We start from the raw sequence: 22,278 nt of genomic DNA on the forward strand, positions 1-22,278 counted from the left end.
CGCCATCAGGCATGTGACACCGGTTTTTGTTCTGTCTTAGACTGAGCGTTTTCCAGCATTCTGCGAACCGGAATGATCAGGACGAACAGCACCGCAGCGCAGATCAGCAACGCAATGGAGCAACGGGCGAACAGGTCAGGCAGCATATCCAGTTGATCGGCTTTTACGTGTCCGCCAATCAAACCGGCCGCCAGATTCCCCAGCGCACTGGCACAGAACCACAGGCCCATCATCTGACCGCGCATTCTTTCCGGCGCCAGCAGCGTCATGGTCGCCAGACCAATCGGACTCAGGCACAGCTCACCGAGCGTCAGCATCAGAATGCTGCCCACCAGCCATAATGGCGATACGCCTGCCCCGCCGCTGTTCAGCACGTTCTGGGCAGCCATCATCATGATCCCGAAGCCCGCCGCCGCACATAAAATGCCAATGATGAACTTGGTGATGCTGCTCGGGCGCACGTTTTTACGCGCCAGCAACGGCCATGCCCAGCTGAATACCGGTGCCAGCAGGATGATAAACAACGCATTGATGGACTGGAACCAGACGGCAGGAATTTCAAAATCACCGATCATGCGGTTGGTGTAGTCGTTGGCGAACAGGTTGAACGAGGTCGGTTTCTGCTCAAACGCAGACCAGAAGAAAGCAGCCGAGACCAGCAAAATAAAGCACACCAGCAGTCGGGCGCGCTCTTTCCGGTTCAGTCCGGCAAACAGGAACAGATAGATAAAATAGAGCGCAACGGACGCCGCAATCACATACACCAGCACGCTGGCGACGGCAACCGGGTTAATGACGATCACGCCCTGCGAGATCAGCGCAACGATGATTGCCACACCGGCGGCCAGCGCCAGCAGCCAGACACCTACACCGTTTTTCTTAGCAACCGGACTGTTCCAGGTGGAATCCAGTCCCACTTCGCTGTCGTAACGTTTCATGGCCGGCACGGCGTACAGACGGAAGATAATCAGCGCCACCAGCATACCGATCCCCCCGATACCAAAGCCCCAATGCCAGCCATGCGTTTTTATCAGCCAGCCGGAAATCAGCGGCGCGATAAACGACCCCATGTTAATGCCCATATAAAACAGTGAGAAACCGCCGTCACGACGCGCATCACCTTTTTTATACAGCGTGCCCACCATGACCGAGATGCACGTTTTGAACAGGCCGGAGCCGAGAACAATAAACATCAGGCCGATAAAGAACAGGCTGTCGCCCATGAAAGCGGAAAGCGCAATCGACAGGTGGCCGAGCGCAATCAGAATCGATCCGTACCAGACCGCCCTCTGCTGCCCGAGCCAGTTATCTGCCAGCCAGCCGCCCGGCAGCGCCGCCAGGTACATACAGCCAGCAAATATACCGACGATAGCTGATGCGTTTTCACGCGCAAGCCCCATACCGCCGTCGTAAACCGTCGCCGCCATAAACAGGATCAGTAAAGGACGGATGCCATAAAACGAGAACCGCTCCCACATTTCAGTGAAGAACAATGAGCCGAGCGGATAAGGATGGCCGAAGAAGGTCCGGCTTTCGTTTTTATTAACAGAGGAATGCATAAATTCTCCAGAGAAAGTCTGTCGTAATCGTTGTGAATACCCTTGCCCGGCGGCTGTCTTGCAGCCGCTCTTAAGCATTCAGCGCTTATTATTTGATTGCCGAATACCGGTATTGTCTGGCATTAACCGCAGAAGTTTTAGAGGAAAAGTCGACTAATGTCCACTTTTACAGATTTTATAGCGGCAAAAAACCGGACATGGCAGGTGAATTTACGAAGAAAAAAGCCCCTCAGGATAAAATATGCATTCAGAACAACTCACCTTCACCGGCTGCCGTTGGCAAAATATGTGCCGGTATAGGGGATTGGCAGATAGTCATGAAAGATCTGTTTTAATGTCTGCTCAGGTTCGATATCCGCAAACACATCGGGATAAAGGGTTTTTGCCATGAACTCGGTCGCGGCAACATGCCACGGGCTGAGGTAGAAATTGTGCCATATCATCCCGGTGCGGCCGTTATGCAACGCTTTAAGTTCACGCAATCCATTCTGCCTGGCAGTCAGTTCCCGCAGACTTTGTTGTGCCATTTCCGGTGATATGGCGGGCCCCAGTTTCAAATCATTCTGATCATCAGGAGAACCTGCACCCGTGGCGAAATAAACCTCAGGTTGCGCCATGATAACCGTTTCTTCATTCAGCTGGCCAAAGACGCCCTGCACCGTTTTGCTGGCGATATTATCCCCTCCGGCAAAATTCAGCAGTTCACCAAGACTGCCTTTCACGGCAGTCACGCAACATTCATTGCGACGTCCAAGATGTAACTGAAGCAGCACCGTCGGTTTGTGGCCGGAATAAGCGGCCAGACGATCATGGATAACCTGCATATGAGTATCGTAAAAGTGATTAAATGCCTGGGCGCGTGCAGTCTGGTTAAGCACCTCGCCCAGAATACTCACACTGCGCGTAGTATTTTTCAGCAGATGGACACGAAGATCGATTTTCACTATCGGGATATGCGCAGCGTTGAGCATTTCTTTAAGACGCAAATCGGCATCGTCATAGCGCGCAAGGCTGGGCAGGATCACCAGATCTGGTTTCAGCGCCAGCACCTTTTCAGGGTTCATATCATTTGTTCCCCCCAACCCCAGCGACGGAATCGTCAATATATGCGGAAAACGCTGCGCAAAAATGTCCCAGGTCTGGCTGTCATACTTCTTCAGATCGAGTGGCCAGCCGACAATCCGTCTGACAGGATCACCCGTTTCCAGAAGGGCCAGCGTATAAAGCATCCGGCTTTCGCCCAGCACGATACGTTGCGGATTATCGGGAATGTCCACATGATTACCGTCGATATCGATGACAGTGCGGGCCTGTACGCCAAAGCCCGTCAGCAACAACATAAACAGCACAGTCATAACAGAATATCTACGCGCTCGCGGAGTCAACCGCAGATCAGAATTCAACACTTGCCTGCACCATAAGATTACGGGTTTCACCTTCGCGCACGCGCAGGTTACCGCCGCTGGACGTGTAATAATGTTTGTTGAACAGGTTATTCAGGTTGAGTTTCAGCTGCGTCTTCTCCCCGAACAGACGGTTGTTCCACGCAACAAAACTGTCAGCCACAACATAATCAGGTAACGTGAAACTGTTCTCCGGGTCTCCCGCACGGGTGCCGACATAACGCGCCCCGCCGCCGACACGGAAATCACCCGGCAGGCCGTTAATCACCAGATTATGGCTCAGATAGAGCGCGCCCGAATGGCGCGGCGCATTCTGCAAACGGTTGCCGTTATTCGCAGAGTTTTCACCGTCATCCACAATTTCGGCTTTGTCATAGCTGTAATTGGCACTGACTTCCCAGTCAGGAAGGATCTCGCCATTAAGCTCAAATTCCGCCCCGCTGGAACGTGCTTTATCAATGGCGCGTGTTTCGCCGTTAATGCTCAGTGACATGTCCCGCTCATCGATACGGTACAGCGCCACGCTGGCAAACATGCGTGGCGTAATCTGCCATTTACTGCCCACTTCCCAGGTCGTGCCCTGTTCAGGTTTTCCTACGTTGCCGTCATCGTCTACATCCGTTGAGGGCGTAAAGGATTTGCTGACGCTGCTGTAAAGAGACACCTCTGGCGTGACTTTATAAATCAGACCGGCCTGAGGTAAAAACTTATTCCCTTCAGAATCAAGCGTCTGAACGACGGGATCAAAACCTTTTGAGGCTCGTTGCTCATAATGTTGATAACGGCCGCCAAGCACCGCAATCCAGTCCGGTGTCAGTGAAATGCTGTCTTTGGCATACACCGAACGACTGTGTATCCGGTTCAGGTTATTGCCGTTAGCCGTATTCTCAGTCGTGCTGTCGGCGACCGGGGAGAGAATGTCGTATTGCGGATCCATAAAGTTGAAGCTGCTGTTGGCTTTGCCCTGGTATTGATGCGCACGATAAGTCTGGTTCATCTCATAATCAGTGCCCAGCACAAGATCATGATTCATACCCAGAATGTCCTGTGAACCCAGCAGATCCCAGGAAACATATTTGGTCTTGTGATTAAAACCGCGATTGGCATCCGCCCTGCGCGTCACGGCGCCGGTTGTCGCGTTAACCGCTGTCACCCTGACTTCGTCATTATTGTAGCGGCGCTGGTTCCATCCCAGCGTCAGGCGGGTGCTCCAGTCATCGCTGAACTGCCAGTCATAATGGGCGTTCAGCGTTTTATTATGACCCCAGGCGCGGTTTGACTTGTCATCCAGCCGGTCCTTATAGCCGATATCGATCGGTTTGCCGTTAATAAAAGCGGTTCCGCGATCGTATGGAATGTCGTAGCGGTAATCAGAATAGCTGATCAGGAAACTGGCCTTTTCGCCGTACCACTGCAGCGAAGGCGAAATCAGGGTGTGTTTATCACTGCCAAAATTACGCCAGTAATCCTGATCCTGTTTTTCCGCAATCATGCGAAAAGCAAAACCATTACCCAGCGGGCCGGTGACATCCACTGTCCCTGCTCCGCCACCTTCACTGGCGTAACGTCCGCTGACTTTGGTGTGCCAGTCATACTGCGGTTTTTTACTGACCAGGTTGATGACACCCCCGGGGTTTTGGATCCCGTAGAGTAATGACGCGGAACCTTTCAGCACTTCAACCCGCTCGGTGGTGGCATCAAAATTGAGACCCTGACTGCTGCGGACGCCGTCGCGATAAATGGACCCATCAGAGTTGGAACCAAAACCACGCCGGACAAATCCATCTTCCGTGCCCGCGAGCGTATTCCCCTCACTGACACCGCTGACAAAACGCATCGCATCAGAAAGACTTGTGGCCTGATAATCGTCAAGTTGTTGTCGCGTCACGACGCTGACCGATTGTGCCTCGTTAAGGCGCGGTGTCGGCGTTTTACTGGCGACAGAACTGGTGCCTGCGCTGTATCCCTGATCATTCGCCTCATTTCCGGTGATGGTCAGCGTGTCGCTGTCTGTGGCTGAATACCCTGTAACAGGCGCCAGCATCGCAACGCCATAAATAGCAGCAAGAATCGCCGGATGGCCTTTTCTTTTAAAATCAAACAGTTTTTTATTATTCATTTCAATCAACCCGGTGTTAAATATAACGCACTTCCCCGTAATGCAATTGATAATCATTCCAACATGCAGATATGTAGTAGTAAATGATATGTTTCAGAATTTTGCTACAGGAAGAAATCATGACTTTACGGCAGGCATCTTGCTATCAGCATAACTTAACAAACTGTTTTTAAATAACTTTTATTAGAACCCGACGTTTCAGCCGCGCAGGGTTCCGGTTCAGCACAGAAGAATTTGAATATTTTTGCTGCTAAAAACGCTACATTGTTAAAATAAACCCACAGCGTGAATGCTTTGCATTCACCGGTAAGCCTTTCAAAACTAACAGGATCGGTAAAATTACATGGCTGCCATTCCGGTAAAAAGACGTATTGATGTTTTCGGTGAACGCTACCGCGCACGGGCGCCCTCACTGTCTCCCGGCTTGCAGGCGGTAGTGTCTTATATCCACAACAACCGTGAATCGGCTCTGGAAGCCACAGCAATGGATATTGCAGCCGCGACAGAAGTTTCGGATGCCACTGTAGTACGCGCCGTTCAGGCACTCGGTTTCGCCGGATTACGCGACATGAAAAAGACGCTGGAAGCCTGGTTTGGTACGGCGGTGAACTCGGAAGAGAAGATGAGCACGACGGTCAGCGAACTGGCCAGCGATATCAATTCGGGTATCAACTTCGTTCTCGACGGGCATAAACGTGCCTGCGATACGCTGGCGGAGCCCGCTAACCGGCAGGCCATTTCTGAAGCTATCGCGCTGCTGATTAATGCGCGTCAGGTGGCGGTGTTTGGTCTGAACGCTTCAGGCATTTTAGCGGACTACAGCACACGGCTTTTTAGCCGGATTGGCATTCCGGCAGTATCACTTAACCGCTCAGGCATTGCGCTGGCGGAACAGCTCATAAACCTGCAACGCGGCGATGTCCTGATCATGATGGCGCAGAAAAGTGCTCATCGTGAGGGCAGAACGGCAATACAGGAAGCAAAGCGTCTGAATATCCCTCTCATTTTACTGACCAACGCCAGTGATTCTTTTTTTGCAAAGCAAGCTGATATTGTCATCAACGTTCCGCGCGGTGGTGAAAATGGCCGCATGCCGCTCCATGGCACGGTACTGGTCTGTCTGGAAATGCTGATTTTATCCCTTGCCTCGGCTACCGCATCGCGGACCCTGAAAACCATGAAGCGCATTCAGGATCTCAATCAGTCTCTGAAATCCGCGAATAAAATCAGAAAGTTGCAGGACGGCGTGTAGGCCAGACGACCTGTGATACTGAACTGGCACTAAAAATGGTAACGGGGAAACACCGGACACCAGTCCTGCTGTTTATCTCGTCGTTATTTGCAGGAGCAGGCATGGGCCGGGGACAACTGGGCGGGCTGGCATTAATCATGGTGATATCTTTGTCTGTTTGCGCTTCAATGTTTATTGCCAGTAAGGCAAAACGGACGCTGAATATTCAGAGAATAAAATTATGCAATTTGCCAGGTTCGGTCAGGAAAGTGTCATAGGAACCACTGATATACATACCGTCCCTGAAGATAACAACTTCTTCCACCCGCACCGGGTGTTGGCAAACGGCACAAATCAGAGAATGTACGGTCTCTGCCAGGGGCGAGTTCACTGCGGCGATGAAACGATCTGCCCCGCATTGCTCGCAAACAATTTTGATATCCGGCATGTGATGCACTCTGCACAAAAAAGAAAATGATTCCTTCAAATATAGCATAATTGGAATAATCTGATTGCTTATTATGAAATCGATATCTATCAAAGCATTTTAAGGCAAAAAAAGCCCGCATGCAAAGCGCGGGCAATCACACAGACACGAAGAATAAAAGCAGTGGTTATCTGGTACCTGTAAAAGATGAGTAAAGATGACGGGTTATGCCGAATTAATTAGCAACGTAATTATTTATGACGTACCAATGCGCGGGAAAATGTCTGAATAAAAAAGCCCGTCAATGACAGGCTTTGGCGGTGCTGAAGGCGGCTTATACCGTGCCGGTTCCCCCATCAGAACACCAGATTTGTCCTGAGGAATAGCTGTTGTCGTTTGAGGCCAGCGTCACGTATATCGCGGCGATTTCCGCAGGTTGCCCCGGACGTTTCAGGGGAGCCTGCTCACCAAATGATTCGATTTTTTCCTGCGGCTGACCGCCTGAAATCTGCAACGGCGTCCAGTATGGCCCCGGTGCAACGCCGTTCACGCGGATGCCATCCTCCGCGAGCTGTTTAGCCAGCCCTTTGGTGAAGGCCATGATCGAGGCTTTGGTTGATGAATAATCGAGCAAGTTATCGCTCGGTAAAAACGCCTGCACGGAGGTGGTATTAATGATCGAACCGCCGCGAGGAATGAATTCCAGCGCCGCTTTGGTTATCCAGAACATCGCATACACGTTAGTTTTGAACGTGGCGTCAAACGCTTCAGTGGTCAGATCCTTAATCGAATCACAGAACTGCTGACGACCGGCGTTATTGACCAGCAGATCCAGCCCGCCGAGTTTCTCTTCGGCTTCTTTCACCAGTTGCTGGCAGAATTTCTCGTCACGGATATCGCCCGGAATGGCGATCACTTTCCGCCCTTCGGCCCATAACAGATCGACCACTTCTTTGGCATCGGGCTCTTCGTCCGGCAGATAATTAATGGCGACCTGCGCACCTTCGCGGGCGAAGGCAATCGCCACCGCACGACCAATGCCGGAGTCACCGCCAGTGATCAGCGCTTTACGCCCTTCCAGCCGGGCACTGCCTTTGTAGGTTTTTTCGCCATGATCGGGGACAGGGTGCATTATGCTGGCCAGCCCCGGAAACGGCTGCTTCTGATGCTCAAACGGCGGCGTCGGATACGCATCAACGTGAGGTTCATTCAGGGAGATCGGGATTGTTTTGTTGTTCATAAACACTCCTTATTTTTAAAATGAATCTACAAAACGCATGTAGAAAATGAATGAACCTTAACCATAGAACATACAGACAGGCTGGTTGAAATCATCGGACGGTTCTGAAGTCATATCAGCAACGGCACAGCCTTAAATGTCATCATGTCCGGGGTGGCTGTTGCGCCATTTGCATTTCGACACAAAAAAACCTCCCAGCCTGCGCTCACTTTCTCGTTATTATCCTGCCCTACAGAAAAAGCACAGGCTTCGGCTTTACTGCTCATACAACGGACTGGCGGCATATCACCGAGGCAGGCATTAAGTTGATGGTTTTAACGGGATAATCTATGCGTCATTCTAAAATTGTTATGTTATCAGCCCTGGTTGTTTCATCGTTGTTACCTCTGGCTAACACGGCATTTGCCGCGTCAAACTCACATGAAATCAAATCGTTCTACGATGATTCCAAATTGTATTCCATCGGCGATCAGGTGCCTGCGCTGTACCGCACCAAACCCTATGAAATCGTCGGCTGGCAGGAACGTCACCTGCCTGCACCCGATGCGGGCAGCCACTGGACTTACATCGGCGGCAGCTACGCGCTGATCACCGACACCGACGGGAAGATCCTCAAAGCCGAAAACGGCGATATTTACTTCCAGTAATCTGTCATCAGGATTGCAAAGATAAGGCCTGAAGAGATTCGGGCCTTTTTTATTGAGGTTCCCGCACCGTAAATCGCACTTTCGAAAGTAATAAATAGCGGAAGTATCAAGCAAATAAACATATCATTATGCGTGAACAGGGATGGTTCACGCAGAGTTCTACGCCATACCACCGGATGAACAACGCGAACCATCAAAATTATCAATGAGCATTTGGCTCTATTCTCTCCGGGGCTCCCATGAGCGACTCGCAGCAACGCCATTCCGTGCGCAAGCACCCCATGAAACTCAGCACGTCAGTCAGCCTGATGATAAGCGCCGTGATTGCGTCTGTTTTGCTGGTTGTCCATATGCTCTATTTTGTTCAGGTAAGCGACACCACCCGCGATGGTGTGAAAGAAAAGGCCCTGGCCGTCGCCAGAACCATGGCAGATTTGCCCGAAACAAAACGCGCTCTGCTGCTGCCCCCTGACAGTAATATTATTCAGCCCATCGCCAGCGCAGTGCAAAAACGTAATGACCTGCTCTTTATTGTGGTCACCAATATGGATGGCATCCGTTATTCGCATCCGAATGCGGATGTGATCAGTCATCATTTTATCGGCGATGACATTAATCCGGCGCTGCTCGGCAACGAAAATGTCTCCATCAACAAAGGTACGCTCGACAAAGCGCTGCGCGTATTCACGCCGGTCTATGATGATCACCATAAGCAAATCGGTGTGGTTGCCATCGGGATTTCGCTGGTCAAAGTCACGGAGCAAATCAATAAAAGTCGCTGGAGTATTCTGTGGACGGTGCTTTTCGGCCTGATGGTCGGCGCGCTGGGCACTTACTGTCTGGTGAAATTGCTCAAACGTATTTTGTTCGGGCTGGAACCTTATGAAATTTCGACGCTGTTTGAACAACGCCAGGCGATGTTGCAGTCGATCAAAGAAGGGGTGATAGCCGTCGACGATCAGGCGCATGTCACGCTGATCAACCAGACGGCGCGGCAGACTTTCCGTGAAACCGCCATCGACGTAACGCCGGACGCCGATTCCCTGCCACTTATCGCCAACCTTCGCGATGTGCTCAATACCGGCGTGTCGCGCCGTGACGAAGAAATCAACTTCAAGGGGCGTTTGCTGCTGAGCAACACCGTACCGGTACGCAACAACGGCGTCATCATTGGCGCGATATGTACATTCAGGGATAAAACCGAAGTCAGCCAGTTAATGCAGCGCCTGAGCGGCATGGTAAACTATGCAGATTCGTTGCGTGAACGTTCGCATGAATTCATGAACAAACTGCATGTGATCCTCGGATTACTGCACATGAAAAGTTATGCTCAGCTTGAGGATTACATTCTCAAAACGGCCAATAACTATCAGGCGGAAATCGGTTCACTGTTGCTGAAAATAAAGTCTCCGGTGATTGCCGGTTTCCTGCTCAGCAAGATGAACCGCGCATCGGACACCCGGCATCTGTTAACGCTCAGCGATGACAGTCTGCTGCCGGATAATAATAATGAAGATCAGGTGGCAGCACTGATTACCGTGCTGGGCAATCTGATTGAAAATGCGCTGGATGCGCTTGGCGATCAGCCTGATGGTGAAGTCAGCGTCTTGCTGCACTATCAGAATGGTTCGCTGGCCTGCATCGTCAGTGATGACGGGCCGGGCATTCAGCCGGAAAATATTGACGCAATATTCGAAAAGGGTGTGTCGTCGAAAGGCGATCAGCGGGGCATGGGACTTTTTCTTGCTAAACAGCAAGTGGAAAGCCTCGGCGGAACGATTACTGTAGAATCGGAACCTGATGTTTACACTCAATTTTTTGTACAACTTCCCTGGGATGCCGAGAGGACAAATTCTTGATCAATGTACTGATAGTTGATGATGATGCCATGGTGGCAGAGCTGAACCGATGTTATGTCGGCCAGATTGACGGCTTCGCGTGCTGCGGCACCGCGTCGACGCTGCAACAGGCGAAAGATCTGGTACTGAATTCAGAACTGTCTATCGATCTGATATTGCTCGACGTCTATATGCAGCAGGATAACGGGCTGGATTTGCTGCCTGAACTGCGTAACGCCCGACGGCCTGTCGACGTCATTGTCATTTCTTCGGCTGCAGATGCAGAAACCATCAAAAAATCGCTTAATTATGGCGTGGTGGATTATCTGATCAAACCGTTCCAGTTTTCCCGTTTTGAGGAAGCACTGACCGGCTGGCAGCAGAAGAAAACACTGATGGATAATCAGCAGTATTACGAACAGTCAGACGTTGACCGGCTGATCCACGGCAACAATACTGCGGCGGCGGACACCAAAAAGTTACCGAAAGGCTTAACGCTGCAGACATTACGCACCTTGTGTCAGTGGATTGATGCCCATCCGACAATGGAATTTTCCACGGATGAACTGGCAACGTCCGTGAATATTTCGCGGGTGTCTTGTCGTAAATACCTGATCTGGCTGGCACAGATGAACATTTTGTTCACCAGCATTCATTACGGCGTCACGGGCCGGCCGGTATATCGTTACCGTCTGCAGGCCGATCACTACTCGTTGCTGAAGCAGTACTGTCAGTAAGTCACCAGACGATAACGGTCATCCAGTGGCATGAAGGTAAACTGCCGCTGAGATGACAAGATAATCCGCCCGTCGCGGGTGACGAAAATCGCCTCGATGTGCGGAATCTGCGACATATATGCCAGACTCTTCTCCACGCCCATCCCGTACAGCAACGTTGTCCAGATATCCCCGTCTATTGAATCCTCAGAAATAATGGTCACGCTGAGCAGTTCGTTATCCAGCGGATAACCGGTTTTCGGGTCAAGGATATGATGATAACAGTGCCCGTCCAGTTCGAAATAACGCTCGTAAATACCGGACGTCACCACCGATTTGCCGATGACGTTGATCACACCGATCAGCGCGTCCGGGTCCGAAAACGGTTTTTTCAGCCCAATCGCCCATGCCCCTTCCGCACCGGAACCCAGCGTTTGTACGTTACCGCCCAGATTGATTAATGCGTTCTCAACCTGTTGTTCCCGCAGGTAATCCCGCACAACATCGGCGATATAACCTTTGGCAATCGCCCCGAGGTCGATTTCCATGCCGGCTTTTTGCAGAAACACCGAACGGGTTTGTTCATCAAGGATCACGTCTTCAGGATCGGTCAGCGCCAGCAATGTCTTGATATCCTGTGCAGCCGGGATGGTGTGACCGTTGAAGCCGATTTTCCAGCGCTTGACCAGCGGGCCGATGGTGAAATTAAAATGGCTGTCCGGCAGGCAACTGATGGCTTTCGCACGGCGGATTAATGCATAGACCGGTTCGCTGACGGTGACAGGGTCACGTCCTGCGGCATGGTTAATCGCCATAATATCGGAGTGCGCGCGGTTCACCGTGAAGGTGTTTTCCTGCAATTTGATCAGCCTGAAAACGCCAGACGCCAGACTTTCGTTATGTTCAAACAGCTTGAGAAGAATGGGCGAACCCATCAAAACAGCGGAATAAGCATAAACACGATCGTCTGGCGTCATTGTAATACCCTGCGTGATAAACGGTTACCGCATCGCGAATTTCGCGGCGTTTTGCCCTGCAAGGATACCGAAGATAATGATATCTGCAACGGCATTACCGCCGATACGGTTGCCGCCGTGGATACCGCCAACCACTTCACCCGCCGCAAATGCGCCGCCGAGCACCTGTTGCTGCGCGTCCAGCACGCAGGTTTCGGTGTTGATGGTTACGCCACCCATGGTGTGATGCACGCCGGGTGCGATACGGATAGCATAGAACGGCCCCTGATTGATCGGGTGGCGCAGCGCAGTTTTACGGCCAAACTCCGTGTCGTGCTGTTTATCCACGGCGACGTTGTAACTTTCCAGCGTTGCCAGGAAGGCATCGGAGTTCATTTCCAGTTTCGCCGCCAGATCACGTGGTGAACTGCCGCTGATAACAAACCCTTTCGCAATGTATTCATCAGCCGCTTTATTGTTCAGGCGCACCTGCTCGTCAAACACCACGTAAGCAAATTTCTCCGGCAACGCGATGATGTTCGCCGATACTTTGTCGCGGGTTTCCATTTCGTTGAAGAAGCGTTTTCCCGCCTGACTGACCAGAATCGCCCCACCGCCACGAATGGCCTCCGAAATCAGATAAGACGTGGTTTGTTCAACCGTAGGGTGGATCTGAATTTCGCCCATATCCACCGTGCCTGCGCCAATATTCTGCAGAATGGCGATGCCGCTACCGGTGGCGCCTTTGTGGTTGGTGGTCACGAAACCGTCCAGTTCAGGGCGATATTTCACCACCATTTCGCGGTTGGCGCTGAAACCACCGGTGGCGACGATCACGCTTTTGGCATTAATCATCAGCACTTCATTGTCGTCATTGAGCAACTGCACGCCCTGTACCGCACCATCGGCATAACGGATTTCAGTGACCGACGTATCGAGCATCACGTCGATATTACGTTTGTTAAGATTCTTCACCAGACCGCTGATCAGGAAGCCGCCCACTGCACTGCGGTCCGCCGGACGGTGTGTGCGGTCGATGCTCATCCCGCCGGTAATGGTGATATCGCTCAGTTCAATATGGTGATCGGCCAGCCATTCCACCGCCTGCGGCGCACGTTCGATGAACTCTTTCAGCAGCACAGTATTGTTTTTGAACTGACCGCCTTTCAGGGTTTCCTGATAGAACAGCTCTTTGCTGTCTTCGATACCTTTCAGGCGCTGATAACGGGTTTCCGCGGCGTTCATACCGACCGACGCTTTAATGGTGTTACCGCCGATGGTCGACATTTTCTCGACGATCAGGACTTTCGCCCCTTCGTCACAGGCCTGAATCGCTGCCGCCAGACCGGCACCGCCGCTGCCGACGACCACAACGTCGTAGTTTTGTGGTTCATTCAGGCTGCCGCCCTCTTCCAGCAACTGCGCTTTGCAGGATTTGGCGATGGCTTTGGAGACGGCTTTTTTCACCGCTTCACTTTGCTCGGTTGCGCCGGTCACCGCATCGACGTGCGGGCTGTTAGCGTCGAGAATACGGCTGCGGATAATTTCAAAGCTGGTGGTGAATTCCACATCCGTGTCCGCGCCCGCTTCCAGCGCGATATCCGTAATGCGGTCGGTTTCCAGACTGACGTTAACGGCCAGTTCATGCGCAGGATCCTGCACTTTTTCCCGGAACACACCGGCTTTGAATTTCTTCGAGGTCATGCTCATGTCGCGGATCATCGCGTCCACCAGCGAGAAACGCCACAGCGGTTCAGGAATGGTCAGGGCTTCGCGTTGTGTGCTGTCAATAAACAGGTCGAGTTTCTGATCGGCTGCGATACGGTCAGTCCAGTCCGGATAAGCGATGCAGGCTTTACCGATGGCGATCATGTCATAGCCGTGTTCAAGCGCCATTTCCGCATCGGATTTATTCACGATACCGCCCACGCCCATCACCGGAATTTTGGCCAGTGTGTCGGAACGCATCGCGACATATTTGTCGATCAGTGGCGTCGGATCAGTGGTATCAACAATGGAAGGACGCAGCGAGTAACCGAGGGAGAAATGCAGGTAATCCAGCCCGCGGGCAGCAAGCTGTTCCAGCAGATACATTGTGTCGGCAAAACGGATCCCCGGTTCTTCCAGCTCTTCTGGTGAGAAACGATAACCGATGATGAAAGAAGAATCGGCGTATTTCTTCGCCATCTCATGGGTGATATCGAGAACAGCCAGCGGGAAGCGGGCGCGGTTTTCGCGGCTGCCGCCCCATTTGTCGTCACGCTGGTTGGAATTCGGCGAGAAGAATTGCTGGATCAGATAGGTGTTCGCGCCGTGGATTTCCACGCCGTCAAAACCGGCTTCAATCGCACGACGCACGCCTTCACCGAATTTGGTGATCATGCCGTCAACTTCATCTGCCGTCAGTGCCACCGGTGTGGCCGCACCGTCACGTGGTGCCGCCAGTGCGCTTGGCGCGACCGGCTGCTGGCCACCAATCAGTTTTGGCTCGCTCATGCGGCCACCGTGATAAATCTGCAAAAGGGCTTTTGAGCCCTGAGATTTCACGGCTGCGGCGATTTTTGCCAGACCGTCGATTTTGCTGTCGTTATCGATACCGATAGCGCCGGGGAATGCCAGACCTTTATCATCGACAAAACAGCATTCAACAATCACGGTGCCGATGCTGCCGGCACGGGCGCGGTAATATTCAACCAGCTCGCTGGTGACGGTGCCGTCGTAAAAGCCGGTGCAGGTGGTCATTGGCGCCATCAGAATGCGGTTTTTCAACTCAGTACCATTGGGCAGAGTGAACGGACTTAATAACAGGTGGTTGGTGCTCATAATAATTACTCCAAACTTTAAGGTTTTAAATTCTGAATTCGTTATCGGCGCGCTATTTGAGCTATTTGAGATAAGCGCAGTGGAGTATTGATTTATTATTCGTTGTTTTTATTTCAATGCCGATGTCATGCTATTAATATAAGTTTATTTTTACTTCCAAAACTTATTACATTAGTTAATTAACTATTTATCTATTAACTTAACACCTGTTATATTAAAATTATGTTAACTATTAAATTAAATAATCACATTAATGCAAACTACAATCTTATTTGTATTTAACTGATGAGATGATTATTACATCCTCCGGGCTTTTCCCTTCGGCAGATCACGGAACCCGCCCGCTGGCAAGAGGTGGCAGATCGCCTGATGAGGGAGTGTGGCTGTGAATGACTCTCATTTTGCCCTACTCCATTTTTTGCTTTCCGTTACCCCGAAAGATACCCCCGTCACAAATTGCCCTTTAATTAATCAGGCAGGCTCTGCATAACGGTTTCATACGATTTAAAAAAGAATTCAGCACCGTATTTTGTTGATCAAGATCAACAGTTAAAAATAGGGAAAACGCATTATATAAACATTTCCTCCCTCTTACGGGGAATAGTAAGCACTTAACAAAAATAACAATAACGAGGCAATTAACATGCCACTATTGAATAATTAAAAAAAAGATTAAGTAACTAAAAAAAACCAAACGACATCTTACCTATGCATCATCACAATATTCCTAACTACCTAAGATAAATATTATGAGCGAAATATCAAAAACTGCGGTGAAAGAACCAGCGAAAAAAGCCGAATCCGGCAAAAAAAATCGCTGGATCTTTATGGTACTTCCCGTGCTGGTGTCCGTGCTGTTGCTGCTCGTTCCTGTACCTGCCGGTCTGGAACCTCATGCCTGGCACTTCTTCGCCATCTTTGTGGGCGTCATTATCGGTCTGATCTTCGAGCCATTGCCGGGGGCCGTTATCGGCTTAACCGGTGTGGTGGTCATCGCCCTTTTCAGCCAGTGGTTGCTTTTCAGCCCGGCTGAACTGGCGGATCCTAAATTCAAAACCGCAGCACAGTCCTTCAAATGGGCGGTCAGTGGTTTTGGCAACTCCACGGTATGGTTAATCTTCGGCGCGTTCATGTTTGCCGCCGGCTACGATAAAACCCAGTTCGGCCGCCGTCTGGCGCTGATTCTGGTGAAATATCTTGGCCGCCGCAGCCTGACGCTCGGTTATGCCATCACCTTTGCTGATCTGTTACTGGCACCCTTCACACCGTCCAACACCGCGCGCAGCGGCGGCACGATCTACCCGATCATTGCTAACCTGCCGCCGTTGTATGGCTCAAAACCGAACGACCCGAGCGCACGTAAAATCGGTTCTTACCTGATGTGGGTGGCGATCACCGCAGCCTGTATCACCAGTTCGATGTTTCTCTCTGCACTGGCGCCTAACCTGCTGGCGCTGGGTATCGTGAACAGCGTAACCGGTATCAACATTTCGTGGGGCACCTGGTTCATCGCCTTCCTGCCTGTCGGTCTGCTGCTTCTGTTGACTATGCCGCTGCTGGCGTACTGGTTCTACCCGCCGGAAGTGAAAATCAATGACGAAGTGCCGCGCTGGGCAACCGCTGAGCTGGCAAAACTGGGCAGAATGTCCCGTCACGAAATCCTGCTGCTGGTGTTCGTCTGCTGCGCGCTGGCGATGTGGATTTTCGCTGCGAGCTTTATCGAACCGGCCATGGCTGCTTTGCTGGTCGTGGTACTGATGCTGTGGACCGGCGTTCTGAACTGGAACGACATCACCAGCAACAAACCGGCCTGGAATACCTTCGCCTGGTTCGCCACGCTGGTAGCACTGGCTGACGGCTTATCCCGCACCGGTTTCATCGCCTGGCTGGGTAAAGAAGGCGCAGCACTGATGGGCGGTATCTCCCCGGGCGCGGCGACAATTGCCCTGCTGCTGGCGTTCTACCTGCTGCATTACCTTTTCGCCAGCACCACGGCGCACACCACCGCCCTGTTACCGGCTATGCTGACCATCGGCGCGGCAATCCCTGGCATTAACATGCAGGTATTCTGTTTGCTGATGGTGACGTCTCTGGGTGTTATGGGGATCATCACACCTTACGGTACCGGCCCAAGCCCGATTTATTACGGCAGCGGTTATCTGCCAACCAAAGATTACTGGCGTCTCGGCACTATCTTCGGAGCCATCTTCCTGATTGCCTTACTGGTCATCGGTTATCCGTGGATGATGATGATGTTCTGATTGTGGCGATAAAATCACCCACAAAGCATTAACAGAGCATTTACTGAAAGAAAACATATAAACCCCGTTGCCAGCCTGTGTATTTGGCTGGCAACATACAGAACGAATATAAACGTCGCCCCGAACACCCCTGCTATACCGCGTCAACAGTCCCACCCGTGGCGGCAAAAACGGAAAAAGTGAGAAAACAATGTCGAACAAACCGTTCTATTATCAAAATCCCTTCCCCGTTTCCAAAGATGACACCGAATATTATCTGCTGACCAAAGAACATGTCTCCGTCAGCACCTTCGACGGCGAAGAAGTGTTAAAAGTGGAACCGCAGGCGTTAACGCTTCTCGCGCAACAGGCGTTCCACGATGCCTCTTTCATGCTGCGCCCGGCGCATCAGCAACAAGTGGCTTCCATTCTTCATGACCCGGAATCCAGCGAAAACGACAAATACGTTGCGCTGCAATTCCTGCGTAATTCTGAAATTGCGGCCAAAGGCATTCTGCCGACCTGTCAGGACACCGGCACCGCAATCATCATGGGTAAAAAAGGGCAGCGAGTCTGGACCGGCGGCGGCGACGAAGCCAGCCTGTCTCAGGGTGTGTATAACACCTTCATCGAGGATAACCTGCGCTATTCCCAGAATGCCGCACTGGATATGTACAAAGAGGTAAACACCGGCACCAATCTGCCTGCACAAATCGACCTCTACAGTGTCGATGGTGACGAGTACAAATTCCTGTGCATCGCCAAAGGCGGCGGTTCGGCCAACAAAACCTACCTGTATCAGGAAACCAAAGCGCTGATTACCCCGGCGAAGCTGAAAGATTACCTGGTTGAGAAAATGCGCACGCTGGGCACGGCAGCCTGTCCGCCGTACCATATCGCGTTCGTGATTGGCGGTACGTCTGCTGAAGCAACGCTGAAAACCGTAAAACTGGCGTCCACCCATTACTATGACGGTCTGCCAACGGAAGGTAACGAACACGGTCAGGCATTCCGCGACGTCAATCTGGAACAGGAACTGCTGGTGGAAGCCAACAATCTTGGTCTCGGCGCGCAGTTCGGCGGCAAATACTTCGCCCACGATATCCGCGTAGTACGTCTGCCGCGTCACGGTGCATCCTGTCCGGTCGGGATGGGCGTTTCCTGCTCCGCAGACCGTAATATCAAAGCCAAAATCAATCGTGACGGTATCTGGATCGAAAAACTGGAAGACAATCCGGGCCAGTACATCCCTGAGGCCCTGCGTGAGCAAGGCGAAGCGGGGGTGGTGAAAGTTGACCTGAATCGTCCGATGCCTGAAATCCTGGCGCAACTTTCTGAATATCCGGTATCTACCCGTCTTTCCCTGAGCGGTACGATTATCGTTGGCCGTGACATCGCACACGCCAAACTGAAAGAGCGTCTGGATAACGGCGAAGGCTTGCCGCAATACATCAAAGATCACCCGATTTACTACGCAGGCCCGGCGAAAACCCCTGAAGGTTACGCATCCGGTTCCCTCGGCCCGACCACCGCTGGCCGCATGGATTCTTACGTGGATCTTCTGCAATCCAACGGCGGCAGCATGATCATGCTGGCCAAAGGTAACCGCAGCCAGCAGGTGACCGACGCCTGCCATAAACACGGCGGTTTCTATCTCGGCAGCATCGGTGGCCCGGCAGCGGTGCTGGCGCAGCAAAGCATCAAGAGCCTGGAATGCGTGGAATATCCTGAATTAGGAATGGAAGCCATCTGGAAAATCGAAGTCGAAAACTTCCCGGCATTCATTCTGGTGGATGACAAAGGCAACGATTTCTTCCAGCAAATTCATGCAAATACCTGCGCGAAGTGTGTGAAATAAACGCCTGCTGAAAGACAAAAGGCCTGCCAGAAATGGCGGGCCTTTTTTATGGGTAACATGTCGCAAATCAGCGCATTTACGACATCATGTAAATCACGAGACCTTCTGTCACTATGCCCAGTGCAGTGCCGATGAGTATTGAGGAAGACGCAGATTCCACATAGGTGTCGCTGCGCACGGCGAACATACCTGCAGCAATGGCGGAAGGCGTTGCGCCGATGATCACCACCTGCTGCATCAGCGTATGGCTCAGCCCAAATGCCAGACCGGCAGCGGCCATAATCGCGGGCTGGATCAGGTTTTTCATGCCGATGTTAGTGACCGTATGAATATTCAGCGTCGGGCGCTCGCCGAAGAACAACAGACCCAGCGCGAACAGAGAAATCCCGCCTGCGGTTTTACCCATCATTTCCACCGACGAGGACAACAGTTCCGGAATTTTAATGCCAGCCAGACTCATCGCCACACCCAGCACCGGGATCCAGACAATCGGATTGCGTACCGCTTTGAACAGATTATTCAGGATCATCTTGCCGAGGCTGCCCTGTTGAGCCAAATCGCTGTTTTTGTCACCCATGCGGATCAACACAATCGTCAGCGGGATCATCAGCACGCTGGTGATAAGATTACCGACCAGCACCCCCAGAAAACCTTCCGGCCCGATAAGCACCGCCAGTACAGGCGCGCCAAAGTAAGCCATATCCGGGAACGCGCAAACCAGCGACTGAATGGCGCTGGTTTTGATGTCATGGCGGAAAAACCAGCGCGAGATGCACAACGTCAACAAATAAGAGCCCATCAGGCCAATCACCAACACTGCCATAAACGATAAATTCTGAATCTTGGCCGGATCAGTATGTAATGCACCGATAAAAAGATGTAATGGCAGCGCGAAACGGATCACTACCGTGGCTAATACCGTAGCATCGTCACGTTTCATATAACCCAGTTTTCCGCTCAGCCAGCCTAATACCATAATAAACACTAAAGGAAATAATGAGGATAAGAGTAATGTCGGCATAATATGACCTTTCTTTATTATTGTTGATGAGATAATTGAAGGAACAAAATGGCGGTTAGTTATATTATTTAAAAACCCACATCATTGTGACCCGCGTCACATCTGCCTTTATGGCAATAATAACAATAATTACTTAATAACAAATTACAGCAAATACAATGAGTTAAAATCAATACATTAATTTCACTTAAATATCAGATAATATATTTACTCAACTTGAACCATCCGGAAACATTCAAAAACATTATGCAGAATTCATCACTAAAAAAGTATTAAAACGCTTTTGTAATTTAAGTAACCGGAATCAGTGCCTGTGTCGTGTTATAAAAAACAAATAATAAACAATCATCTTATTCAGGCTGCTATGGCCATTGGTTTTATTTTGGTAGTTCATGCACTAATTCGACCGGTTATAGGATTTTACTGTGAGGGATCCGGCAACGGGAAATAACGTACCGGAAATTAACTGAGTTCAAATGTTCTAAGGCTTAATGATGTTAAAAAAACGCCCGCTCTACACCCACTACACAGGTTCATTATTACTCGAAAACCCGCTGCTCAATAAAGGCTCGGCCTTCAGCCGCGATGAACGTCTGGCGCTCAATCTTAACGGACTGCTGCCCAATCAGGTTGAAACTATCAACGAACAGACTGACCGCGCTTATTCTCAATTCTCTGATTTCAAACGTGATATCTCCAAGCATGTCTACCTGCGCAATATTCAGGACACCAACGAAACCCTTTTCTACAACCTGGTGAATTCACATCTGGAAGAAATGCTGCCGATTATCTACACCCCGACGGTCGGCGAGGCCTGTGAACACTTCTCCGATATATACCGCCGTGCCCGTGGCCTGTTCATCTCTTATCCTGATCGCGAGCATATCGATGAAATGCTGCAAAACTTCTCCAAAAATGACATCCGGGTGATCGTTGTCACCGACGGCGAGCGCATTCTGGGACTCGGTGATCAGGGGATTGGCGGCATGGGCATTCCTATCGGCAAGCTTTCGCTTTATACCTCCTGCGGTGGGATCAACCCGGCCAACACGCTGCCGATCATGCTTGATGTCGGAACGAATAACGCCCAGCGCCTCGACGATCCGCTGTACATGGGCTGGCGCCACCCGCGCATTACCGACGGCGAATACAATGAATTCATGGATATGTTCATTCAGGCGGTAAAAACCCGCTGGCCGGATGTCCTGCTTCAGTTCGAAGACTTCGCGCAAACTAATGCTATGCCACTTCTGGAGCGCTACCGCGAGGAGTTGTGCTGTTTCAATGATGATATTCAGGGCACCGCGGCGGTCACGCTGGGCTGTCTGATTGCCGCCAGTCATGCCGCAGGCACCCGGCTACGCGACCAGCGGGTCACCTTCCTCGGCGCAGGTTCTGCCGGTTGCGGTATCGCGGAGAAAATCATCGCGCAAATGGTGGCAGAAGGTGCTTCCGAAGACGAAGCGCGCAGTCAGGTCTTTATGGTGGATCGGTTTGGCCTGCTGACAGATGACATGCCGAATTTGCTCGATTTCCAGCGTAAACTGGTGACAAGTAAAAACAAAATCAGCCACTGGAATGTGGACAGCCAGAATATCTCGTTGCAGGACGTGGTGCATCATTCCAAACCAACCATTCTGATTGGCGTTTCCGGGCAACCGGGGCTGTTTACCGAAGAGATCATCCGTGAGATGCATCACAACTGCCATCATCCGATCATCATGCCACTCTCGAACCCGACTTCCCGTGCAGAAGCCCGTCCTCAGGACGTGATCGCCTGGACCGAAGGTGCCGCGCTGATGGCGACAGGCAGCCCGTTCGCACCGGTACATTATCAGGATCACACGTACCCGATCCCGCAATGTAACAACGCGTATATTTTCCCCGGGCTGGGGTTAGGCATTCTGGCGTCGGGAGCGCGCCGCGTGACCGATAGCATGTTGCTGGCTGCCAGTCAGGCGCTGGCCAGCCTTTCTCCGCTGGCGACCACCGGAAAAGGGTCATTATTACCGGCTATTGCCGATATTCAGCATGTGTCTAAAATCATTGCCGCCGAAGTGGCGCGCGTCGCGCAACGGGAAGGCGTGGCACCGGAAGTTTCAGAAGATGAGTTACAGAGTCGTCTCACCAGCGAATTCTGGAAACCGGAATACCGGTCTTATAAACATTCGTCGTTCTGATGTGTATGGCCGGTACCTCG

Annotated in this window: 15 protein-coding genes; 7 read left to right on the forward strand and 8 right to left on the reverse strand. The window is 51.4% G+C overall.

Going from position 1 to position 22,278, the window contains the following annotated elements; genetic code table 11:
• Window positions 1–5 precede the first annotated feature (5 nt).
• The 3 genes from HGO41_RS03900 to HGO41_RS03910 form a co-directional block, all read right to left on the reverse strand.
• Window positions 6–1,559, reverse strand: a complete 1,554-nt coding sequence (locus tag HGO41_RS03900) for a peptide MFS transporter (RefSeq protein WP_013578298.1) — start codon at window positions 1,557–1,559, stop codon at window positions 6–8.
• 263 nt (window positions 1,560–1,822) lie between these two features.
• Complete coding sequence (locus tag HGO41_RS03905) at window positions 1,823–2,914, reverse strand: ABC transporter substrate-binding protein (protein ID WP_013578297.1); 1,092 nt, start codon at window positions 2,912–2,914, stop codon at window positions 1,823–1,825.
• 37 nt (window positions 2,915–2,951) lie between these two features.
• A complete protein-coding gene (locus HGO41_RS03910) occupies window positions 2,952–5,081 on the reverse strand; it encodes a TonB-dependent siderophore receptor (RefSeq protein ID WP_119262293.1) in 2,130 nt (709 codons plus the stop codon).
• Between the two features lie 343 nt (window positions 5,082–5,424).
• Here HGO41_RS03910 and HGO41_RS03915 point away from each other — a divergent pair, with 343 nt between their 5' ends.
• Window positions 5,425–6,333, forward strand: a complete 909-nt coding sequence (locus tag HGO41_RS03915) for a MurR/RpiR family transcriptional regulator (protein WP_013578295.1) — start codon at window positions 5,425–5,427, stop codon at window positions 6,331–6,333.
• Window positions 6,334–6,538: 205 nt separating this feature from the next.
• On the opposite strand, the gene HGO41_RS03920 is transcribed toward HGO41_RS03915, so the two are convergent.
• Complete coding sequence (locus tag HGO41_RS03920; RefSeq protein ID WP_013578293.1) at window positions 6,539–6,760, reverse strand: hypothetical protein; 222 nt, start codon at window positions 6,758–6,760, stop codon at window positions 6,539–6,541.
• Window positions 6,761–7,073: 313 nt separating this feature from the next.
• Window positions 7,074–7,979 (reverse strand): SDR family oxidoreductase, encoded by a 906-nt coding sequence (locus HGO41_RS03925; protein ID WP_119262294.1) that lies wholly within the window; start codon window positions 7,977–7,979, stop codon window positions 7,074–7,076.
• Window positions 7,980–8,308: 329 nt separating this feature from the next.
• On the opposite strand from HGO41_RS03925, the gene HGO41_RS03930 reads away from it, so the two are divergent.
• The 3 genes from HGO41_RS03930 to dcuR all read left to right on the forward strand — a co-directional run bounded on the left by HGO41_RS03930 (window position 8,309) and on the right by dcuR (window position 11,201).
• On the forward strand, window positions 8,309–8,626 hold the full coding sequence (locus tag HGO41_RS03930) for an RcnB family protein (protein ID WP_013578291.1): 318 nt from the start codon (window positions 8,309–8,311) through the stop codon (window positions 8,624–8,626).
• A 239-nt stretch (window positions 8,627–8,865) separates the two neighbouring features.
• Window positions 8,866–10,485 (forward strand): sensor histidine kinase, encoded by a 1,620-nt coding sequence (locus HGO41_RS03935; RefSeq protein WP_250980798.1) that lies wholly within the window; start codon window positions 8,866–8,868, stop codon window positions 10,483–10,485.
• Complete coding sequence (dcuR, locus tag HGO41_RS03940) at window positions 10,482–11,201, forward strand: two-component system response regulator DcuR (RefSeq protein WP_014416701.1); 720 nt, start codon at window positions 10,482–10,484, stop codon at window positions 11,199–11,201. Before HGO41_RS03935 ends, dcuR begins: the two co-directional genes overlap by 4 nt.
• Here the strand turns inward: dcuR and HGO41_RS03945 are convergent.
• Together HGO41_RS03945 and HGO41_RS03950 are read right to left on the reverse strand one after the other, a co-directional pair.
• Entirely contained in the window at window positions 11,195–12,157 is a 963-nt protein-coding gene (locus tag HGO41_RS03945; protein WP_112151385.1) for an FAD:protein FMN transferase, read from the reverse strand. The two genes, dcuR and HGO41_RS03945, sit on opposite strands and share 7 nt — an antisense overlap.
• 24 nt (window positions 12,158–12,181) lie before the next feature.
• Window positions 12,182–14,959: a flavocytochrome c gene (locus tag HGO41_RS03950; protein WP_013578287.1), complete on the reverse strand. Its 2,778-nt coding sequence runs from the start codon at window positions 14,957–14,959 to the stop codon at window positions 12,182–12,184.
• Between the two features lie 749 nt (window positions 14,960–15,708).
• Here HGO41_RS03950 and HGO41_RS03955 point away from each other — a divergent pair.
• Both HGO41_RS03955 and fumA read left to right on the forward strand, forming a co-directional pair.
• On the forward strand, window positions 15,709–17,220 hold the full coding sequence (locus tag HGO41_RS03955) for an anion permease (protein WP_013578286.1): 1,512 nt from the start codon (window positions 15,709–15,711) through the stop codon (window positions 17,218–17,220).
• Window positions 17,221–17,410: 190 nt separating this feature from the next.
• Window positions 17,411–19,057 carry a class I fumarate hydratase FumA gene (gene fumA / locus HGO41_RS03960; protein ID WP_013578285.1) on the forward strand — a complete coding sequence of 549 codons (1,647 nt, stop codon included), beginning with the start codon at window positions 17,411–17,413 and terminating at the stop codon, window positions 19,055–19,057.
• Between the two features lie 76 nt (window positions 19,058–19,133).
• Here fumA and HGO41_RS03965 read toward each other — a convergent pair whose 3' ends face one another.
• Entirely contained in the window at window positions 19,134–20,078 is a 945-nt protein-coding gene (locus HGO41_RS03965) for an AEC family transporter (RefSeq protein WP_013578284.1), read from the reverse strand.
• 494 nt (window positions 20,079–20,572) lie between these two features.
• Here HGO41_RS03965 and HGO41_RS03970 point away from each other — a divergent pair, with 494 nt between their 5' ends.
• Window positions 20,573–22,258: an NAD-dependent malic enzyme gene (locus HGO41_RS03970; RefSeq protein ID WP_411829865.1), complete on the forward strand. Its 1,686-nt coding sequence runs from the start codon at window positions 20,573–20,575 to the stop codon at window positions 22,256–22,258.
• Window positions 22,259–22,278: the final 20 nt, after the last annotated feature.

The organism is Rahnella sp. CG8, assembly GCF_023701875.1.
Taxonomy (GTDB): domain Bacteria; phylum Pseudomonadota; class Gammaproteobacteria; order Enterobacterales; family Enterobacteriaceae; genus Rahnella; species Rahnella aceris.